A 17,028-nucleotide genomic window follows, 5' to 3' on the forward strand; every position below is an offset into this window, starting at 1 on the left:
TACAGCGGGGGCACCGCCCTACCTGACCGGGCTACGTCCCGGCCCGGCCAGGCTCACTCGGCACGCCCGGCCTCGCCCAGGTGCTCCAGCGCCCACTGCTCTGCGCTGGTCACCGCGAAACCGTGCCGGGCATTGAAGGTGGTTTCCATCGGCCAGGCGACGCCGCGGCCCTGGGCGAAGACGGCACGGTACTTCTTGATGTGCTTGGCATCCTCGTCGGACTCCTGCTCCATGGCGTCCACCAGGTAGGGAACCGACCAGACATTGGTTTTGAAGGGACGCTTCAATACCCGCTCCAGCAGCTCGGCCAGCTCGCCATAGGCCAGGGTATCACCCGCGAGATAGACGATTTCATTGCAGAAACGTGGCTCGAGGAAGACGATCTCGGCGGTCAGCCTGCCGATGTCGTCAGGGGTGGTCAGGGTCACGCAGTTATCCAGGCTGCCCAGTGCATTCACGGTAGCCGTTACGAGGTCGACCACCCCGAACACGGGTTCGAACAGGAAGCTGGTGAACATCCCGGTGGAGATGATCACCCACTCGGTCTGGTGCTGGGCCCGCAGGAGTTCACGCACATCGAGTTGCGCATCGAACAGGTCCTGGGGACTGCCCCGACCGATGACGTCGTAGTCCACCCCGAATTGCCAGGGAAAGTAGCGTTTCACGCCGGAGGCGAGTGCTGCACGCGCCAGTTTCATGGGGGTTTCCCGTCCTGCCACCATGCCGGCACAACCGACGACGGTATCGAATTGGGCGAAGACCGCCGCCAGCTGCTCGATGGAATCCCTGACCAGGTCGGCAGCAACCAGCTCGACGCCGAGCGCGCGCAGCTCGTCTATCTCCCTTTTCTTGCCAGGCTCCTGGCTGTCGAGCGTGGCCTGGCGCAGCAGCACGCTGATCCGCGAGCCCGGCTTTTGCCCGGAGAGCCGGGCGAGATTGCGCAGCACCGGCAGACCGAGTTCGCCGGCGCCGAGTACGAGAATGGATTGGGTAGCGGTAGGGAATTGGGCAGTCATCATGCCTCCAGACGTCAGGTGTAAGATGAGCGAATGCTGGCAGACGCCAGCGGCGCTCAGAAGAAGGCACACGCGTGATACCAGGGGACGAGATGACCGATCTGGAGATCCTCCGAAAGTCCGAAGCCATCTGCCAGACGCTCAGGCGGGACGAAGACGGCGTACGCCGGGAGGTGCTGACCCATGCGGGCAGTCGCTGGTCCCTGGGGGTCCTGCATGCGCTTGGGGTCTATGGCGTCATGCGGCATGCCGAGCTGGCGCGGCAACTCTCGGGCATCACCCAGCGGATGCTGACCAAGACCCTGCGCGCCCTCGAACGTGACGGCCTGCTGCTGCGCCACGACTTCGACGAAGTCCCGCCCCGGGTCGAATACGAATTGACGCCGCTGGGCCTGAGTCTGCTGATCCGGATGACGCCCATCTGGACCTGGGTCATCGAGAATGTCGAAGACTTCCGCGCCGCGCGCCGTGCCTTCGATGAGCGAGTTCACGAGAAGCCGGCGTGGCAATCGCCAAGGCCCATGCCGGACGAGCCAATTGACGAAGACCCACGGCCCTGAATGGAACCGCCAGGGCAGCCACTGCGTTCCGCGGTGGCTGCCATCGTGACCCAGGCCTGGCTGGTGAACGCCAAACGGACCCTGCCGCCCCTTTCGTGCTCGCACCTCACCCACTCAGGAGTCGCACCCATGAGACGTTCCAGCCTGGATCATCTGGTCATCGTGGCCCCGACCCTCGCCGCGGGCGCTCTGCATGTCGAGCAGCGCCTGGGCGTGGCGCTGCAGCCCGGCGGCAAACACGCGCGCATGGGCACCCACAACCTCCTGCTGCGCCTGGGTGACTGCTACCTGGAAGTCATAGCCCCGGACCCCGACGCTCCACCGCCGACCAGACCGCGCTGGTTCGGGCTGGATGAGCTGGGCCCCGATGCCGAGCCCCGCCTGGCGCACTGGGTGGCCAGGACCCGGGGATTGGCTGAGGCGGATGCGCGCCTCACGCAGACCTTCGGCCGCATCGAGTCGATGAGCCGCGGCACGCTGGCCTGGCAGATATCGATCCACGCCGATGGACAGCTGCGGCTGGGTGGTGTCCTGCCCAGCCTGATCGACTGGGGCGATGCCCGGCACCCCGCGTCAGGGCTGATCGACCAGGGCTGCTGCTTGCAGCGTCTGGAACTCATGCATCCCGCTGCCGCAGTGCTCGGGCAGCAGCTGGAGGCGATCGGTTTTTCCGGGCCCGTCGCGGTGATGCCTGGCGAGAGACCCGACCTGCTGGCCTATCTGGAGACGCCAACGGGTCTGAAGACCCTCTGATGGCCAACCGCTGGCGGCCGACCCGCACGCCCACTCAGCCCGGCACCACCAACCCCTTGGCGCGGTAGGCGTCGATATCGATGCCATAGGCACCCGAGGGTTTTACCGCGCGGACGCTGATGAGGCGCCCCTGCTCATCGAGCGGATTGCGCGCCAGGTCGAGTACCTGCTCCGGTCGCGGCTGCTTGCTGGTGTCCAGCACGATCAGCACCCGCGGCTTCAATTTGCTGCCGGCGTCGAAGCCGATGATGATGCCCACCTCGCCGGTGCTCAGCTCGACGATCTCGCCCGGCGGATAGACGCCGATCAGCTGGATGAAGGCCAGGACGACGACTTCGTCGAATTGCGTGCCCCGCGCTTCGAAGAGGACGCGCAAGGCTTCCAGGCTGGAACGGCCCTCGCTGTAGGGGCGATCGCTGGTGATGGCGTCGTAGGCATCCACCACGGCGATGATCTTGGCCTTGAAGGGGATGCGCTGCGCTGGCAACTGGCGGGGGTAGCCCTTGCCATCCATGCGTTCGTGGTGGGTATGGGCGACGTCGACGGCGGCGGGCGGCACCTCGCTGTTGGCCATCAGCAACTGATAGCCGTAGGTGGTATGGGCCTGCATGATGCGGAATTCTTCCTCGGTCAGGCGGCCTGGCTTGTTGAGGATCTCGTCGGGCACCTTGATCTTGCCGACGTCGTGCAGCATGCCGCACACCCCGAGTTCTTCCAGTTCGAGGGGCAGCATGCCCAGCGCCTTGCCCAGGGCGATGGCATAGAGCGAGACGCGCAGGCAGTGTTCCGCGGTGTAGTGGTCACGCTGCTTGATGCGCGCCAGCCAGAGGCTGGCCGCGGGGTGCTTGAGCACGCTCTCGACGCACTCGCCGACCGCCCGCCGGACTTCGCTGACGTTGAGTTCCTTGCCGAATTTGACGGCGTCGAGCATCCGCATCGATACGGCGCGGGCCTCGCGCCACACCGGTTCGGTGGTCTTGACCTCACCCCGGTAGTCGATGGCATAGGTCTTGGCCTGAGCGCTGGCCGCCAGGTTGGCGGACAGGTTAGCCGATAGCGGCGTCACGGCAGGACTCTGGCGCCGGTCCACCCAGACGAACTCGCAGGTGTCCTGCAGGGTGCGGAGATCCTGCACGCTCTGGATGGGGAATCCCTGGAACAGGAAGGGCGTGCCTTCCCAGGGCCGATCCAGTTCGCAGACGTACATGCCCAGCTGCAACTGGGACACGGGCACTCTGATGCTGTATTGGGGCAGCGCCATGGCTTCTCGGCAAGCACGTCGGTGGGCGGGATTTAATAGGTATTACAATAACCATTGATACCAAAATGCCATCATCCAGGGAAGCATCCAGCCTGCCCGCGCCGATGAGCTGGCAAAAAACAGTGGTCAGAGGTAACTGTCTGTAACTTCGGGGCGCGCGATACCAGACGGCGCGCCCTCCCCTCACGCCAGCTTGAAGCGTCGCACCAGCGTCTGCAGTTCGCCGGCCAGTTCCGACAGTTGCTCGCTGGCACCCACGGTTTCGCGGTTGCCGTCGCTGGTCTGCACCGACAGATCGCGAATGCTGATGAGGTTGCGGTCCACCTCGCGAGAGACGTGGGCCTGCTCTTCGGAGGCGGTGGCGATCTGCAGGTTGCGCTCGTCGATCAGGCGCACGGCCTGGAGGATGTCGCTCAGCGCCGCCCCGGCTTCCTGGGCCACCGCATAGGTGGCCTGGGCCTGGGTGGAGCTGAGCTGCATGGAATCCACGGCTTCGGCCGAGCCCTTCTGGATCGCCTGGATCATCTGCTCGATCTCGCGGGTCGAGGTCTGGGTACGATGCGCCAGGGCGCGGACCTCGTCGGCGACCACGGCGAAACCGCGACCCTGTTCGCCCGCCCGGGCGGCCTCGATGGCCGCGTTGAGCGCCAGCAGATTGGTCTGCTCGGCGATGGCGCCGATCACGCTGAGCACCTGGCTGATGTCCTGGGCCTGTCCGGCCAGGCCTTCGACCTGCACCGAGGTGGACTGCACCTGCTGGGTGAGGCGCTGCATGGCATCGAGGGCCTGGCCAACCTTGGCATTACCGCTTTCCGCGGCGGCGCTGGAGTCCCGCGCGGCCTGGGAGGTGGACGAGGCGTTGCGGGCCACCTCTTCCACCGCGGCGCTCATCTCGGTGACCGCGGTAGCGGCCTGGTCGATCTCGGCGTTCTGACTCGCCAGAGCGCGACTGGCCTGGTCGGTGACAGCGTGCATGGTGCGCGCGGTGTCGCTCAGGCGGCTGGAAGAACTGGATATGCCGTGCAGGGTGTCCTTGAGGTTGTCCTGCATCTGCGCCAGGGCGCGCATCAGCCCGGCGGCTTCGTCCTTGCCGGTGGGATCGATCTTGCCGGTCAGCTCGCCCTGGGCGATGGCATTGGCCACGGCCAGGGAAGCGCCGATCGGCTGGGCCAGGCTACGGGTCAGCCGCCAGGCCAGCAGCAGGGTGACCAGCACCGCCAGCAGCATGATGCCGACCACGATCCTGACACTCTGGTCATAGATGCCCGTCGCCGCTTCCCCGGCATGGCGGGCGCCTTCGCCGTTGAATTCGCGCAGCCGGGTCAATTGCTCCTGATAGCCTTCGGCGCGCTGGCGCTGCTCGCCATTGGCCAGTTTGAGGGCTTCAGCGCGATCGCTGGCGGCCAGGGTCACCACCCGATCCAGTCCGTCCAGATAGCCTTTCATCTGCAGGGCGGCCTGGTCGAAGTTGCTGCGTTCCTCGGCGGTGGAAATCAGGTGGTCGCGGTAATAGGCCGTCCGGGCGTTCATCAGATCGCGATTCACCTGGATCTGCCGGGTGGCGAGGGCCATGGCCGCGCTGTCCTCGCTGGCCAGCAGCCGGATGCTTTCGAGGCGGGTGTGCAGCAGCGCGACCTGAATGTCATCGGTGGTCTGGACGCTCGCCAGCCATTCGGCTTCCATCGCCTGCTCGGTGGCGCGCAGGGCCTTGAGCTGGACCAGGGCGAAGGCGCCGAGCAGCATCACGAACAGGGTGACCGCACCGAAGCAGAGGGTGGCGCGGGGGGCGATGCGTAGCTGACGAAGATTCAAGACGGGCTCCTTGGATCGGCGGAAGGCGATCCTCTAAAGCCCGTATCGACTGACTAATGCCTTTCTTTAGCGCGTCAGCGATTGGCGCGACAAGAAAGCTGCGGAGGCTGTCCAGCGGCTGCATGGCGCGTCGCAATGACCTAGCCGCGTGACGCCTCCAGCCGCTCCACCATCTTGACCAGTTCCGCCAGGGAGCCGGCCTGCAGCTTGCGCATGAGGGCCGCGCGGCGCACCTTCACGGTGATCTCGCTGACCCCCAGCTGGGCGGCGATCTGCTTGTTGAGCAGGCCGGTCACCACCCGCGCCAGCACCGCCCGTTCGCCCTCGTTAAGCGTGTCGAGGCGGGTCTGCAGGGCCTGCAACTGCCGGCGCTGGGCATGGGCGTCCTGCGCCTTGCGCAGCGCCTGGTCGATGGCATCGAGCAGGTCCTGGTCACGAAACGGCTTGGTGAGGAACTCCAGGGCGCCCTGCTTCATCGCCCGGACCGACATGGGGATGTCGCCATGGCCGGTGATGAAGATAATCGGCAGGGCCAGGCCACGCCGCTGCAATTCCTGCTGCAGGTCCAGGCCGTTCATGCCGGGCATGCGCACGTCCAGCACCAGGCAGCCCGGTTCGTCCAGCCGCGCCCGGTGGAGAAAATCGGCGGCCGAGACATAGCTGCGGGTGCTGAGCCCCACGGACGCCAGCAGGTCTTCCACGGCGGCGCGCACCGAGGCGTCGTCGTCCACCAGGTGGACCCGCGCGGACTGGGTCTGGTCGGTCAGGCTTTGAGAGGTCATGGTTGTGGATCCTTGGGCAGGCTGCAGTAGACCCCAGTGCCGCCTTCCGGCAGCGAGGTGGCCCAGATCCGCCCGCCATGGGCTTCGACGATGGAGCGACTGAGCGCCAGTCCCAGGCCCATGCCCTGCGCCTTGGTGGTGTAGAAGGCCTCGAACATCTGCTCGCGCGCCATGGGCGTCAAGCCGCGACCGCTGTCTTCCACGCCCAGGCGGATGGCGCCGGCGGTGTCCTGTCCCACCTGGATGACCACCCGCCGCTGCTCGGGCGGCATCCCTTCGAGGGCGTCTAGGGCGTTGAGCAGCAGATTGAGGATGACCTGCTGCAGCTGGCTTTCGTCGGCCAGCAGCGGCGGCAGACCCTCCTGCAGGCGGACCTCCACGGCGACCTGACGCTGGCTCAATTCGGCGCGGACGAAATCCAGCACCTGCTCCACGGTATCGGCGACGTTCAGCCAATCCTTGGCCACCTGCGCCTGGCGCACCAGGCTGCGCACCCGGGCGATCACCGCGCTGGCGCGGTGGGCGTCGTCGATGACCCGCTGCGCCGCCTGCACGGCGCGCTCCACCTGCGGCGGCTGATTGCTCAGCCAGCGCTGGCAGGCGTTGCCACTGGCGGCGATGGCGGTGAGCGGCTGGTTCACCTCATGGGCGATGGATGCGGCCAGTTCACCCAGCTGGCTCAGGCGCCCGGCCTGGGCCAGGCGTGTCCGGGCCGCGTCAGCGGCGCGCTTGGCGGCCTCCAGGCGCAGGGACAGGGCGGCGACCGCGACGATGGCCAGGAGGCTGATGATGCAGTTGACCAGCCCAGCCTCCTGATCCCCGCTCCGGGTGGCGATATAACTGCAGAGCACCAGCAGCGTGCAGCCCAGCGCGGTGATCGTGACCCCGCGCGCCGACAGAAAGCCGGCCGCCAGGAGCACCACCACCACCTGGAAGACGCCGATGGCGATCTCCCGGTCGGTGAAGGTGTCCAGCAGGGCGATGCCCAGCGCCAGGGCGCAGAGGCCCCCTAGCCGCAGCCAGTGGGTGGTGGTGGCGAAGGGTCGTCGATCCATGGCCAGTCTCTCGTTCGAAGGCGTGCCTAGCCCGGGTTTTCCAGGCTGAACATATCGGCCGCCTGATCATAGGCGAAGAGTTCACCGTAGCGCCCCCACTGGATGGCGCTGCCTAGGGTGCGGGCGGCGTCGGCTTCGTCCATGAAGTCCTCCAGCTCGTCGCGGAAACGCCGCGCCGGCGCCGTGTGACCCTGGCGATCGTCCAGCACCCGGCGAATATGGGCCACCAGGGGCACGAAGTTGAGCAACTGGCGGGCGAACAGCTGCTTGCGCACGTCCACCCCCGCCTCGACATAGGCGCGCCCGGCCGGCAGCAGACGCAGATCACCACCTTCGAGGACCGCCAGGCGCAGCAGTTGCAGCACCTCGGCCAGGGGAAAGAGCTCGTCCAGTGCATAGCCCAGCCCGCCGGCCAGTTCCGGCAGGTCGGCGCGACCGTCGTAGGGCGCGGCCTGGACCGCCTCCAGCAGACCGGCCAGGGCATTGGTGGACACGGTCGGCAGCCGCATGCCCAGGCCGTTGCCGGGAACGCCCCCTTCGTGGGGTGCCGGCGTGGTCTCGCCGGTCATGCGCACATAGATTTCCTCCACCAGTTCGCGGAAAGCCGGATCATGGCGATTGCGCGGCTGCGGCAAGTCGATACGGATCTCGCTGGCGACGCGGCCGGGATTGCTGGAAAAGATCAGCACCCGATCGCAGAGCAGCACCGCCTCGGCGATATTGTGGGTGACCATGAGGATCGAGCGGATCGGCATGCGCCCTTCGACCCAAAGGTCGAGCAGGTCGGTGCGCAGGGTCTCGGCGGTGAGCACGTCCAGCGCCGAGAAGGGTTCGTCCATCAGCAGCACGTCCGGGTGCACCACCAGGGCACGGGCCAGGCCGACACGCTGGCGCATGCCGCCGGAGAGCTCCTTGGGATAGGCGCTCTCGAAGCCGTCCAGGCCGATCAGGTCGATGGCGGCCAGGGCGCGGCGACGGCGCTCGTCCAGCGGCACGTGCAGGGCTTCCAGGCCGATCTCGACGTTCTGCAGCACCGTGAGCCAGGGAAACAGCGCGAAGCTCTGGAACACCATGCTGACCCGGGCGCGCTGGCCGTCGTCCTTGGGCGGGAAAGCGACGCTGCCGCCGCTGGGGGTGAGCAGCCCGGCGATGGATCTGAGCAGGGTCGACTTGCCCGAGCCGGAGCGCCCCAGCAGGCCGACGATCTCGTTTTCGTGCAGGGTCAGGGACACTTCGTCCAGCACGACCCGGGCCGGGCCACCGGCGTTGCCGTACAGCTGGCGGACCTTCTGCACGTCGATGAGCGGACGCGGGTTCAGGGTGGTCAGGTTCATGGCGGTTCTCCTCTCAATCGAGCCGCAGACGCCGTTCGGCGTAGGCATACAGGGGCCGCCAGAGCAGCCGGTTGAAACCGAGGACAAAGATCGACATCACCACGATGCCCAAGGCGACCCGGGGGAAGTCGCCGGCGGTGGTCATCTGCGCGATGTAGGCACCCAGGCCATGGGCCTGCAGGCGCTCGTTGCCCCAGCTCACCACCTCGGCGACGATGCTGGCGTTCCAGGAACCGCCCGCGGCGGTCAGGGCGCCGGTGACGTAGTAGGGAAAGATCGCCGGCAGGGCCAGCTGCCGCCACCACTGCCAGCGCCTGAGGCCGAACAGCCGGGCCGCTTCGCGCAGGTCGTTGGGCAGCACGCTGGCGCCGGCGATGACGTTGAACAGGATGTACCACTGGGTGCCCAGCACCATCAGCGGCGACAGCCAGATGTCCGGATTGAGGTGGAAGCTGACGATGCCCACCACCGCCACCGGGAACAGCACGTTGGCCGGAAAGGCGGCGAGGAACTGGGCCACCGCCTGCAAACGCTGCGACCAGCCCGGGCGCAGGCCGATCCAGACGCCGATGGGCACCCAGATCAGGCTGGCGACGGCGATCAGCAACAGCACCCGGGCCATGGTCAGCAGACCCAGGCCCAGGACCGAGACCGCTTCCACCCAGTAGACGTCGGCGGCGATGAAGCGATACAGCGCATAGATGCCATAGGGCAGCACCAGCAGCAGCGCGCCGTACCAGAGCACGTCCAGCCCGCGTTGCAGCCAGGCGCGGCTTTGCGGCGCCAGGTGCCAGTGCGGCCAGGGGCGGCGGATCCGCGGGGTGGCGAGCTGGATGCAGAAGCTGCCGAAGCCACCCAGCATGCGGCCCAGGCGCGCGCGGCGGACCAGGTCGTAGACCCAGGAGCGCGGTACCTGCTGGCTGGCGGTCTGCTCGACGCGGAAGCGATCGGCCCAGGCTACCACCGGGCGGAAGAATAGCTGGTCGTAGACCAGGATCACCAGTCCCATGGCCAGCACCGCCCAGCCGATGGCGGCAATGTCCTGCCGGGCGATGGCCAGCGCCAGCCAGGAGCCTATGCCCGGCAGGTTGATGGTGTTGTCGCCCACGGTGATGGCTTCCGAGGCCACCACGAAGAACCAGCCGCCGGACATGGACATCATGGTGTTCCATACCAGACCGGGGATGGCGAACGGCAGCTCCAGGCGAAAGAACCGCCGCCAGGGCGACAGCCCGAACTGGCGACTCACCTGCTGCAGGTCCTCGGGCACGGTACGCAGCGACTGGTAGAAGCCGAACGCCATGTTCCAGGCCTGGCTGGTGAAGATGGCGAAGATGGCGGCGCACTCGGCGCCCAGTTGCCGCCCCGGGAACAGGCCCAGGAAGAAGCTGACGGTAAAGGTCAGGAAGCCGAGGATGGGCACCGACTGCAGGATGTCGATGGCCGGCAGGATCAGCAGCTCCGCCTTGCGACTCTTGGCCGCCAGGGTGGCGAAGACGAAGGTGAACAGCAGCGAGGCGCCCAGGGCGATGAACATGCGCAGGGTGGTGCGCAGGGCGTACTCGGGCAGCCGCGCCAGGTCCAGGGTCATGGGATCGGCGTCGAGCACGGCCAGGGGCGCGCGCATCTCGGCGACGCCATGCCAGATCAGCGCCAGGGCGATCAGCCCGAGGGCCAGGCAGAGGGCATCGGCCCACAGGGAAGCGGGACGTTGCCGCAGCGAGCGCGGCGCCACGGCGGGGGTGTAGAGGCCAGGAAGGGTCTTCATGGCGTACCTCTTTGCAGGGGGCCTTGGGAGAGTGTCCGGCCCTGCCGCGCAGGGTCCGGACACCGGGCTAATCTAGGCTCGCCATCCCGTCCCAGCCATCGAAACGAAGGACGCCTGGCTATACCAAGGTATATCCCGCCCAGGCCCGCCCTCGCCTGCTGCCATCCGCGCCCGGGCCCGGCGCCAGAGCAGAAGCTTCATCTCGCTGTCATCCTCCCGACATCTGCCGCCGGCATTGTCTACCGCCAATGAGATCGATCTCAAACGAGGCCGGCATGACCGATCTGAAACAGGTAGCGCAACAGGCGGGGGTCTCCCGGGCCACGGCGGCGCGCGCCTTCGCCACGCCCGAGCAGGTGCGCGAGAGCACCCGTCAGCGGGTGCTGGACGCCGCGCGCAGTCTCAATTTCCGTCCCAATCTGCTGGGCCGCCAGCTGCGTCAGCAGAGCACCCGGCTGATCGGCGTGGTGGTGCCCAGCCTGCTCAACCCGGTGTTCGCCGAACAGCTGCACGCCATGGAGCGCACCGCGCGCAGCCAGGGCTATTCGCTGGTGATCGCCACCACCGACTACCAGCCCGAGCGCGAAGCGGCGGTGGTGGAGGAACTGCTGCGCCAGCGCGTCGCCGGCCTGGTACTGACGGTGGCCGACGCCGACCGCAGCGAGGTGCTGGCCGAGCTGAGCCAGGAGCGGACGCCCTTCATCCTGGCCTATCACGAACCCCAGCGTCCCTATGCGGCGGTGGCGGTGGACAACCGCCAGGGCATGGCCATGGCCACCGAGCACCTGCTTGGCCTGGGGCACCGCCGCATCGCCCTGGTCTCGGGGCCGGCCCAGCAGTCGGATCGCAGCGAGCGCCGCTTCGCCGGCTATTGCCAGGCGATGGCCGCCGCCGGCCTGCCGACGCTGCCGCGCCTGGAGCTGGCCAGCCACACCGACGCCGACTGGGCGGAGCTGGCGCCGCTGCTGGAGCGTCACGCCCCGACCGCCCTGCTCTGCACCAACGACCTGCTGGCCATCAGCGTCATCGCCGAACTGCAGCGCCACGGGGTGCCCGTGCCTGATCAACTCTCGGTAGTGGGTTTCGATGGCATCGCCATGGGCGCCCGTCTCGAACCCAGCCTGTGCAGCGTCATGCAGCCCTTGCAGAGCCTGGGCGCCGTGCTCGTCACCGAATTGCTGGCGCTGATCGCCGGCAGTGCCACCCACCAGCAGTGTCTGCCCTGCCTCGTCCGTCCCGGCACCAGTGCCGGCCCCTTGAAGGAGCCCTACCGATGAAATCACCCTTCCCCTTGCGTCGTCTCCTGGCCGGCGTCGCCCTGGCCTGTGGCCTGGCCAGCGCCCAGGCCGCCGAAACCGCCATCTGCTACAACTGCCCGCTGGAGTGGGCCGACTGGGGTGCCCAGCTCAAGGCCATCGCCGCCGACACCGGTATCGAGGTCCCCCAGGACAACAAGAATTCCGGCCAGTCGCTGGCCCAGCTGGTGGCCGAACGCGAAGCCCCGGTGGCCGACGTCGTCTACTACGGGGTGACCTTCGGCATCCAGGCCGACAAGGCCGGGGTGCTGCAGCCCTACCAGCCCAAGCACTGGGACCAGGTTCCGACCGGCCTCAAGGACCCCCAGGGTGAATGGACCGCCATCCATTCCGGCACCCTCGGCTTCATGGTCAATACCCAGGCCCTGGGCGGCAAGCCGGTGCCACAGCGCTGGGCCGACCTGCTCAAGCCCGAGTACCGCGGCCTGGTGGGCTACCTGGATCCGTCCAGCGCCTTCGTCGGCTACGTCACCGCGGTAGCGCTCAACCAGGCCCTGGGTGGCAACCTCGACGACTTCGGTCCGGCCATGGCCTTCTTCAAGAAACTGGCGGCCAACGATCCCATCGTGCCCAAGCAGACCGCCTATGCCCGCCTGCTCTCCGGCGAGATCCCGATCCTGGTGGACTACGACTTCAACGCCTACCGCGCCCGCTACAAGGACAACGCCCCGGTGGCCTTCGTCATTCCCCAGGAAGGCAGCCTGACCGTGCCCTACACCATGAGCCTGGTGAAGGGCGCGCCGCACCGCGCCAATGGCGAGAAGGTGCTGGACTATGTGCTGTCGGACAAGGGCCAGGCGCTCTGGGCCCAGGCCTATCTGCGGCCGGTGCGGGACGTGCCGCTGCCGGCCGAGGTGAAGGCGCGCTTCCTGCCCGCCGCCGACTATGCCCGCGCCGGCACCGTCGACTACGGTCACATGGCCGCGGTCCAGGAAGCCTTCGCCAAGCGTTACCAGGCCGAGGTGCGCTGAGATGCAGGGCCTCGCCGTTTCCTTCGGGCGCCGCCGGGTGCCGCGCCGGCTGCCCTGGCCGGTGCTGGTCGCCCTGGCACCGGCGAGCGCCTTCCTGCTGGCCTTCTGGCTGTTGCCATTGACCCACCTGCTGGTGCTCGGCGCCCGCCCGGACGCCGCCGGCAGCTCCGGCTACTGGCAGGTGCTGACCAGCGCCGGCTATCTGTCCGGACTGGCCCAGACGGTGGCCCTGGCCGCCGTCACCACCCTGGCCACCCTGCTGGTGGCCGGCCTCGCCGGCTGCTTCCTGGCGCGCCATGCCTTCCCTGGGCGCAGCCTGCTGGTGGCGCTGCTGACCTTTCCGCTGGCCTTTCCCGGCGTGGTGGTGGGCTTCCTGATCATCCTGCTGGGCGGTCGCCAGGGTCTGTTCGCCAGCCTTGGCCGCGGCCTGTTCGGTGAGCCCTGGGTGTTCGCCTATTCGCTGTTCGGGCTGTTTCTCGGCTATCTCTATTTCTCCATTCCGCGGGTGATCCTCACGGTGATGGCGGCCTGCGAGACCCTCGATACCAGTCTGGAAGAAGCCGCCCGCTCCCTGGGTGCCGGGCTCTTCGCCGTGGTGCGCGATGTGCTGATCCCCGGCCTGACCCCGGCGCTGCTGTCCAGCGGCGCGCTGTGCTTCGCCACCGCCATGGGCGCCTTCGGCACCGCCTTCACCCTCGGCACGCGCCTGGCGGTAACGCCCATCGCCATCTACGACACCTTCACCAACTTCGCCAACTTCGGCGTCGCCGCGGCGCTCTCGGTGGTGCTTGGCCTCGTCACCTGGCTGGTCCTGCTGCTGGCCCGGCGCCTCGGCGGTGTCCAGGGAGATTTGCGATGAATCGCCCCCTGCGCTTCTGGCTGCAACTGCTGTTCACCCTGCTGGTGGCCGCCTTCCTGCTGGTGCCGGTGCTGCTCTCGGTACTGGCCGGCCTCACCCGCAACTACTTCCAGGGCCTCGCCAGCGGCCTCACCCTGGACTGGGTGCTGCAGGTCTGGCAGGCCTATGCCCCCACCGTCTGGCTGTCGCTGCAACTGGCGCTGGGGACGGCGGTCCTCGCGGTCGTGCTCGGCGTCCCGGCGGCCTATGCCCTGGTCCGGCTGGACAACCGTTTCGCTCGCGCCTTCGAGGAATTGCTGGTGCTGCCCGTGGCCCTGCCCGGCTTCGCCTCGGCCCTGGCGCTGCTGCTGACCTACGGCCATCTCGGCGGCTTTCGCCGCAGCCCGGCGATCATCCTGGTGGGCCATCTGCTGTTCACCCTGCCCTTCCTGATCCGCCCGGTGATGGCGGTGCTCAGGCGCAGCCAGCTGCCGCAGCTGGAGGAAGCCGCAGCCAGCCTGGGCGCCGGTCCCTGGCGGCGCTTCTTCGGCGTGGTGGTGCCCAATGCCCGCGCCGGCATCCTCGCCGGCAGCCTCATGGTGATCACCCTCTCGCTGGGGGAATTCAACCTCACCTGGATGCTGCACACGCCCCTGACCAAGACCCTGCCGGTGGGCCTGGCCGACAGCTACGCCTCGGCGCGGCTGGAGGTGGGCTCCGCCTACACCCTGATCTTCCTCTTGCTGATCGTGCCGCTGCTGGTCGCCCTCCAGGCCCTCAGCGCCCGTCTCTCCCGTGGAGCCCTGCGATGACCCAAGGTACCGCCGTCCGCCTGCGCCACTGCGCCAAGACCTTTGCCGGAGGCCGCCAGGTGCTGCAGCCCCTGGACCTCGACATCCACCCGGGCGAGACCCTGGTGTTCCTTGGCCCGTCCGGCTGTGGCAAGACCACCACCCTGCGGCTGATCGCCGGCCTGGAGCAGCCCGATGCCGGCGGCCAGGTGTTGTTCGACGAGCGTGACGTCACCGACCTGCCCATCGAGCGGCGCGACGTCGGCATGGTGTTCCAGAACTACGCCCTGTTTCCCAACCTGGACGTGGCCGGCAACATCGCCTACGGCCTGAAGATCCGCGGCCTGCCGCGCGCCGAGCGCGATGCCCGGGTCGCCGAATTGCTGGCCATGATGCAGCTGGAGGCCCTGGCCGAGCGGCGCATCCAGCAGCTGTCCGGTGGCCAGCGCCAGCGCGTGGCCCTGGCCCGGGCGCTGGCACCGCGCCCCCGGGTGCTCCTGTTCGACGAACCCCTGGCGGCGCTGGACGCCCAGCTGCGCGAGCAGTTGCGGGCCGACATCGGCGCCCTGCTGCGCGAACTCGGCACCACCGCGGTCTATGTCACCCATGACCAGCAGGAGGCCCTGGCCCTGGGCGATCGCATCGTGGTGATGGGCGAAGGCCGCATCGCCCAGATCGGCACCCCGACGCAGATCTACCAGCGCCCGGCCAGTCGCTTCGTCGCCGGTTTCGTCGGCCAGCTCAACCGCTTCGAGGTGCGCGGCCAGAGCGGCGCCGAGGTGGCGGTCGCCGGCGGACGGCTGCCCTGGACCGGCGCTGCCAGCACCCTGTTCTGTCGCCCGGAACACCTGGAGCCGAGCACGACGCCCGCGCACCTCACCGGCATCCTGGTCGGGCAATTCTTCCAGGGCGCCCATTCGCGGCTGCTGGTGGAAGTGGGCACCGGCCAGCCGCTGCTGGTGGACACCGCCCAGCCCCTGCAGGCGCAACCAGGCGACCTGCTGCACCTGAACGTGCGTCCCGACGCGCTCTTCACCCTCGCTTCCTAGGAGATCCTCATGTCCGCGCCCTTCCTGCTGGCCCAGCTCAGCGACCTGCACATCAAGGCCGGCGGCCGGCTGTCCTACGGGGTGGTCGATACCCTCGGCGCCCTGCGCCTGGCGGTGGACCGCCTCAACGCCCTGCAACCGCGCCCGGATGCGCTGGTCATCACCGGCGACCTGGTGGACTTCGGCACCCCCGAGGAATACGCCACCCTGCGCGAGGTCTTGGCCGAACTGACCATGCCCTTCTTCGTCATCCCCGGCAATCACGACGACCGCGCCGCCTTGCGCACGGCCTTCGCCGATCACCCCTATCTGCCGGCCCGGGGCACCCTGGACTGGCAGCAGGACTGCGGCCCGCTACGGCTGATCGGGCTGGATACCCATATCCCCGGCGAGCACGGGGGGCGTCTCGACGCCGCGCAACTGGCCTGGCTCGACGACCAGCTCAGCCAGGCACCCGACCAGCCGACCCTGGTGCTCCTGCACCATCCGCCGTTCCCGGTCGGCATCGGCCATATGGATCGCATCGGCCTGGACGGCGGCGCTGAACTGGAAGCCGTGATCCGCCGCCATCCTCAGGTGGAGCGGCTGCTTTGCGGTCATCTGCACCGGCTGATCCAGCGCCGCTTCGGCGGCACCCTGGCCTGCGTCTGTCCCGGCGTGTCGCACCAGGTCGACCTGGACCTGCGCGAAGCGGCGCCGTCGCGCTTCCGCCTGGAGCCGCCGGGCCTGCTGCTGCATCGCTGGGCGGACGCGGCCCTGGTGACCCACCATCTGCCGCTGGGCAACTATCCGGGGCCCTACCCCTTCTTCGCCGCCGATGGCCAGTTGCTGGACTGACACCGCCCCGTTTCGGGTCCTGAGGTAGCAGAGCGGCCGCTGCTGCGACCCAGGGTGGTGCAAAAGGTAACGCCGGCGCCTGACGGCGCTGTCCTGCGGCCCAGCGCTGGCAAGCACTGGACTCCCTGGCATGAGCCTTGCCTTGGCAGATTGGATACAAAAATCCAGGAAGCCAGTCCATGCCGCTCTCCGCCCTGTCCCGCTCCACTGCCCTGAGCGCCGAAGAAGAGGCCTATCGCCATCTGCTGCAGGCCATCTGCGCCGGGCACTATCGCAATGGCGAGCGGCTGATCGCCGAGGACATCGCCACCACCCTGGGCATGAGTCGCATGCCGGTGCGCAGCGCCTTCCAGCGCCTCGCCGCCGAAGGCCTGGTGATCCTCCGGCCGCATCGCGGCGCGGTGGTCAGCGGTCTGGACCTAGAGGACATGCGCGAGGTGTTCGAGATGCGCAGCGCCCTCGAAGGCCTGGCCATCCGCCTGGCCACGCCCCATGTCGGCCCCCGCGAGATGACGCGCCTGGAACGCCTGCTGGAAGACCTGGACGACGAGCAGGAACCCGGCGCCTGGGTCGCCCAGCACCGCGCCTTCCACGAATACCTGTGCAGCCTGGCCGGTCGGCCGCGGCTGCTGCGCCAGATCAATGGCCTCTATGCCCTGATCGAGCCGCACATGCAGCTCTGGCTGCACGTCGATCGCCCCCAGTCGGCCCGCGACGAGCACGCGCCCATCCTCGCCGCCCTGCGCGCCGGCGATGCCGCCGAAGCCGAGCGGGTGTTGCGCGAGCACATCGAGGGCACGGTGCCCGACCTGCTGACCTTCATCGAACGATCGGGCGACCAGACCCGAAGTACGCCCCCGCGCTGAGCCATCCGCCCTGCCCACC

The 17,028-nt window shown here is 68.3% G+C and carries 16 protein-coding genes and 1 pseudogene; 9 read left to right on the forward strand and 8 right to left on the reverse strand.

The features are described 5' to 3' along the window. Positions 1-53: 53 nt before the first annotated feature. Positions 54-1,016, reverse strand: a complete 963-nt coding sequence (locus OMP44_RS10400) for an aromatic alcohol reductase (protein ID WP_280307683.1) — start codon at positions 1,014-1,016, stop codon at positions 54-56. A gap of 92 nt (positions 1,017-1,108) precedes the next feature. Between OMP44_RS10400 and OMP44_RS10405 the strand changes: the two genes are divergently transcribed. Then, positions 1,109-1,576: a winged helix-turn-helix transcriptional regulator gene (locus OMP44_RS10405; RefSeq protein ID WP_280307685.1), complete on the forward strand. Its 468-nt coding sequence runs from the start codon at positions 1,109-1,111 to the stop codon at positions 1,574-1,576. A 129-nt stretch (positions 1,577-1,705) separates the two neighbouring features. After that, the gene (locus OMP44_RS10410) at positions 1,706-2,329 is read left to right on the forward strand and encodes a VOC family protein (protein ID WP_280307689.1); all 624 of its coding nucleotides are present in this window, start codon (positions 1,706-1,708) and stop codon (positions 2,327-2,329) included. A gap of 34 nt (positions 2,330-2,363) precedes the next feature. Here the strand turns inward: OMP44_RS10410 and OMP44_RS10415 are convergent, their stop codons facing one another. From OMP44_RS10415 to OMP44_RS10440, 7 genes and pseudogenes are all read right to left on the reverse strand, one after another. Next, positions 2,364-3,590 carry an HD-GYP domain-containing protein gene (locus OMP44_RS10415; RefSeq protein ID WP_280307692.1) on the reverse strand — a complete coding sequence of 409 codons (1,227 nt, stop codon included), beginning with the start codon at positions 3,588-3,590 and terminating at the stop codon, positions 2,364-2,366. 183 nt (positions 3,591-3,773) lie between these two features. Continuing rightward, positions 3,774-4,658, reverse strand: coding sequence for a methyl-accepting chemotaxis protein (locus OMP44_RS24960; protein ID WP_431312633.1), 885 nt, complete (start codon positions 4,656-4,658; stop codon positions 3,774-3,776). Further along, positions 4,632-5,402 (reverse strand): annotated as a pseudogene (locus tag OMP44_RS24965) (MCP four helix bundle domain-containing protein); the annotation flags it as partial. The pseudogene OMP44_RS24965 and the gene OMP44_RS24960, both read right to left, overlap by 27 nt. 140 nt (positions 5,403-5,542) lie before the next feature. Beyond that, the gene (locus tag OMP44_RS10425) at positions 5,543-6,184 is read right to left on the reverse strand and encodes a response regulator transcription factor (RefSeq protein WP_280307695.1); all 642 of its coding nucleotides are present in this window, start codon (positions 6,182-6,184) and stop codon (positions 5,543-5,545) included. Beyond that, positions 6,181-7,239, reverse strand: coding sequence for a sensor histidine kinase (locus tag OMP44_RS10430; RefSeq protein ID WP_273862094.1), 1,059 nt, complete (start codon positions 7,237-7,239; stop codon positions 6,181-6,183). The genes OMP44_RS10425 and OMP44_RS10430 overlap by 4 nt, the downstream gene beginning before the upstream one ends. A gap of 26 nt (positions 7,240-7,265) precedes the next feature. Then, entirely contained in the window at positions 7,266-8,573 is a 1,308-nt protein-coding gene (locus OMP44_RS10435; RefSeq protein ID WP_273862095.1) for an ABC transporter ATP-binding protein, read from the reverse strand. A 13-nt stretch (positions 8,574-8,586) separates the two neighbouring features. Further along, complete coding sequence (locus OMP44_RS10440; protein ID WP_187979478.1) at positions 8,587-10,341, reverse strand: ABC transporter permease; 1,755 nt, start codon at positions 10,339-10,341, stop codon at positions 8,587-8,589. A gap of 275 nt (positions 10,342-10,616) precedes the next feature. Here OMP44_RS10440 and OMP44_RS10445 point away from each other — a divergent pair, with 275 nt between their 5' ends. The 7 genes from OMP44_RS10445 to OMP44_RS10475 all read left to right on the forward strand — a co-directional run bounded on the left by OMP44_RS10445 (position 10,617) and on the right by OMP44_RS10475 (position 17,009). Next, positions 10,617-11,618, forward strand: coding sequence for a substrate-binding domain-containing protein (locus OMP44_RS10445; protein WP_187979479.1), 1,002 nt, complete (start codon positions 10,617-10,619; stop codon positions 11,616-11,618). Next, entirely contained in the window at positions 11,615-12,628 is a 1,014-nt protein-coding gene (locus OMP44_RS10450; protein WP_252977136.1) for an ABC transporter substrate-binding protein, read from the forward strand. Before OMP44_RS10445 ends, OMP44_RS10450 begins: the two co-directional genes overlap by 4 nt. 1 nt (position 12,629) lies before the next feature. Next, on the forward strand, positions 12,630-13,487 hold the full coding sequence (locus OMP44_RS10455; RefSeq protein ID WP_273862097.1) for an ABC transporter permease: 858 nt from the start codon (positions 12,630-12,632) through the stop codon (positions 13,485-13,487). Next, positions 13,484-14,278 carry an ABC transporter permease gene (locus OMP44_RS10460; protein ID WP_280307700.1) on the forward strand — a complete coding sequence of 265 codons (795 nt, stop codon included), beginning with the start codon at positions 13,484-13,486 and terminating at the stop codon, positions 14,276-14,278. The genes OMP44_RS10455 and OMP44_RS10460 overlap by 4 nt, the downstream gene beginning before the upstream one ends. Then, complete coding sequence (locus tag OMP44_RS10465; protein ID WP_273862099.1) at positions 14,275-15,306, forward strand: ABC transporter ATP-binding protein; 1,032 nt, start codon at positions 14,275-14,277, stop codon at positions 15,304-15,306. The genes OMP44_RS10460 and OMP44_RS10465 overlap by 4 nt, the downstream gene beginning before the upstream one ends. Positions 15,307-15,315: 9 nt before the next feature. Beyond that, positions 15,316-16,143, forward strand: a complete 828-nt coding sequence (locus OMP44_RS10470) for a phosphodiesterase (protein ID WP_280307702.1) — start codon at positions 15,316-15,318, stop codon at positions 16,141-16,143. A gap of 179 nt (positions 16,144-16,322) precedes the next feature. Further along, a complete protein-coding gene (locus tag OMP44_RS10475; RefSeq protein WP_158896871.1) occupies positions 16,323-17,009 on the forward strand; it encodes a GntR family transcriptional regulator in 687 nt (228 codons plus the stop codon). Positions 17,010-17,028 lie beyond the last annotated feature (19 nt).

Origin of the sequence: Pseudomonas flavocrustae (assembly GCF_029872515.1) — a bacterium.
GTDB lineage: Bacteria > Pseudomonadota > Gammaproteobacteria > Pseudomonadales > Pseudomonadaceae > Chryseomonas > Chryseomonas aestiva.

Coding starts and splice junctions, on each gene's coding strand:
- OMP44_RS10450 (WP_252977136.1), top strand. CDS start 11,615: ATGAAATCACCCTTCCCCTTGCGTCGTCTCCTGGCCGGCGTCGCCCTG.
- OMP44_RS10435 (WP_273862095.1), bottom strand. CDS start 8,573: ATGAACCTGACCACCCTGAACCCGCGTCCGCTCATCGACGTGCAGAAG.
- OMP44_RS10415 (WP_280307692.1), bottom strand. CDS start 3,590: ATGGCGCTGCCCCAATACAGCATCAGAGTGCCCGTGTCCCAGTTGCAG.
- OMP44_RS10405 (WP_280307685.1), top strand. CDS start 1,109: ATGACCGATCTGGAGATCCTCCGAAAGTCCGAAGCCATCTGCCAGACG.
- OMP44_RS10430 (WP_273862094.1), bottom strand. CDS start 7,239: ATGGATCGACGACCCTTCGCCACCACCACCCACTGGCTGCGGCTAGGG.
- OMP44_RS10465 (WP_273862099.1), top strand. CDS start 14,275: ATGACCCAAGGTACCGCCGTCCGCCTGCGCCACTGCGCCAAGACCTTT.
- OMP44_RS10460 (WP_280307700.1), top strand. CDS start 13,484: ATGAATCGCCCCCTGCGCTTCTGGCTGCAACTGCTGTTCACCCTGCTG.
- OMP44_RS10440 (WP_187979478.1), bottom strand. CDS start 10,341: ATGAAGACCCTTCCTGGCCTCTACACCCCCGCCGTGGCGCCGCGCTCG.
- OMP44_RS10410 (WP_280307689.1), top strand. CDS start 1,706: ATGAGACGTTCCAGCCTGGATCATCTGGTCATCGTGGCCCCGACCCTC.
- OMP44_RS10470 (WP_280307702.1), top strand. CDS start 15,316: ATGTCCGCGCCCTTCCTGCTGGCCCAGCTCAGCGACCTGCACATCAAG.
- OMP44_RS10455 (WP_273862097.1), top strand. CDS start 12,630: ATGCAGGGCCTCGCCGTTTCCTTCGGGCGCCGCCGGGTGCCGCGCCGG.
- OMP44_RS10425 (WP_280307695.1), bottom strand. CDS start 6,184: ATGACCTCTCAAAGCCTGACCGACCAGACCCAGTCCGCGCGGGTCCAC.
- OMP44_RS10445 (WP_187979479.1), top strand. CDS start 10,617: ATGACCGATCTGAAACAGGTAGCGCAACAGGCGGGGGTCTCCCGGGCC.
- OMP44_RS10475 (WP_158896871.1), top strand. CDS start 16,323: ATGCCGCTCTCCGCCCTGTCCCGCTCCACTGCCCTGAGCGCCGAAGAA.
- OMP44_RS24960 (WP_431312633.1), bottom strand. CDS start 4,658: ATGCGCGCCCTGGCGCAGATGCAGGACAACCTCAAGGACACCCTGCAC.
- OMP44_RS10400 (WP_280307683.1), bottom strand. CDS start 1,016: ATGACTGCCCAATTCCCTACCGCTACCCAATCCATTCTCGTACTCGGC.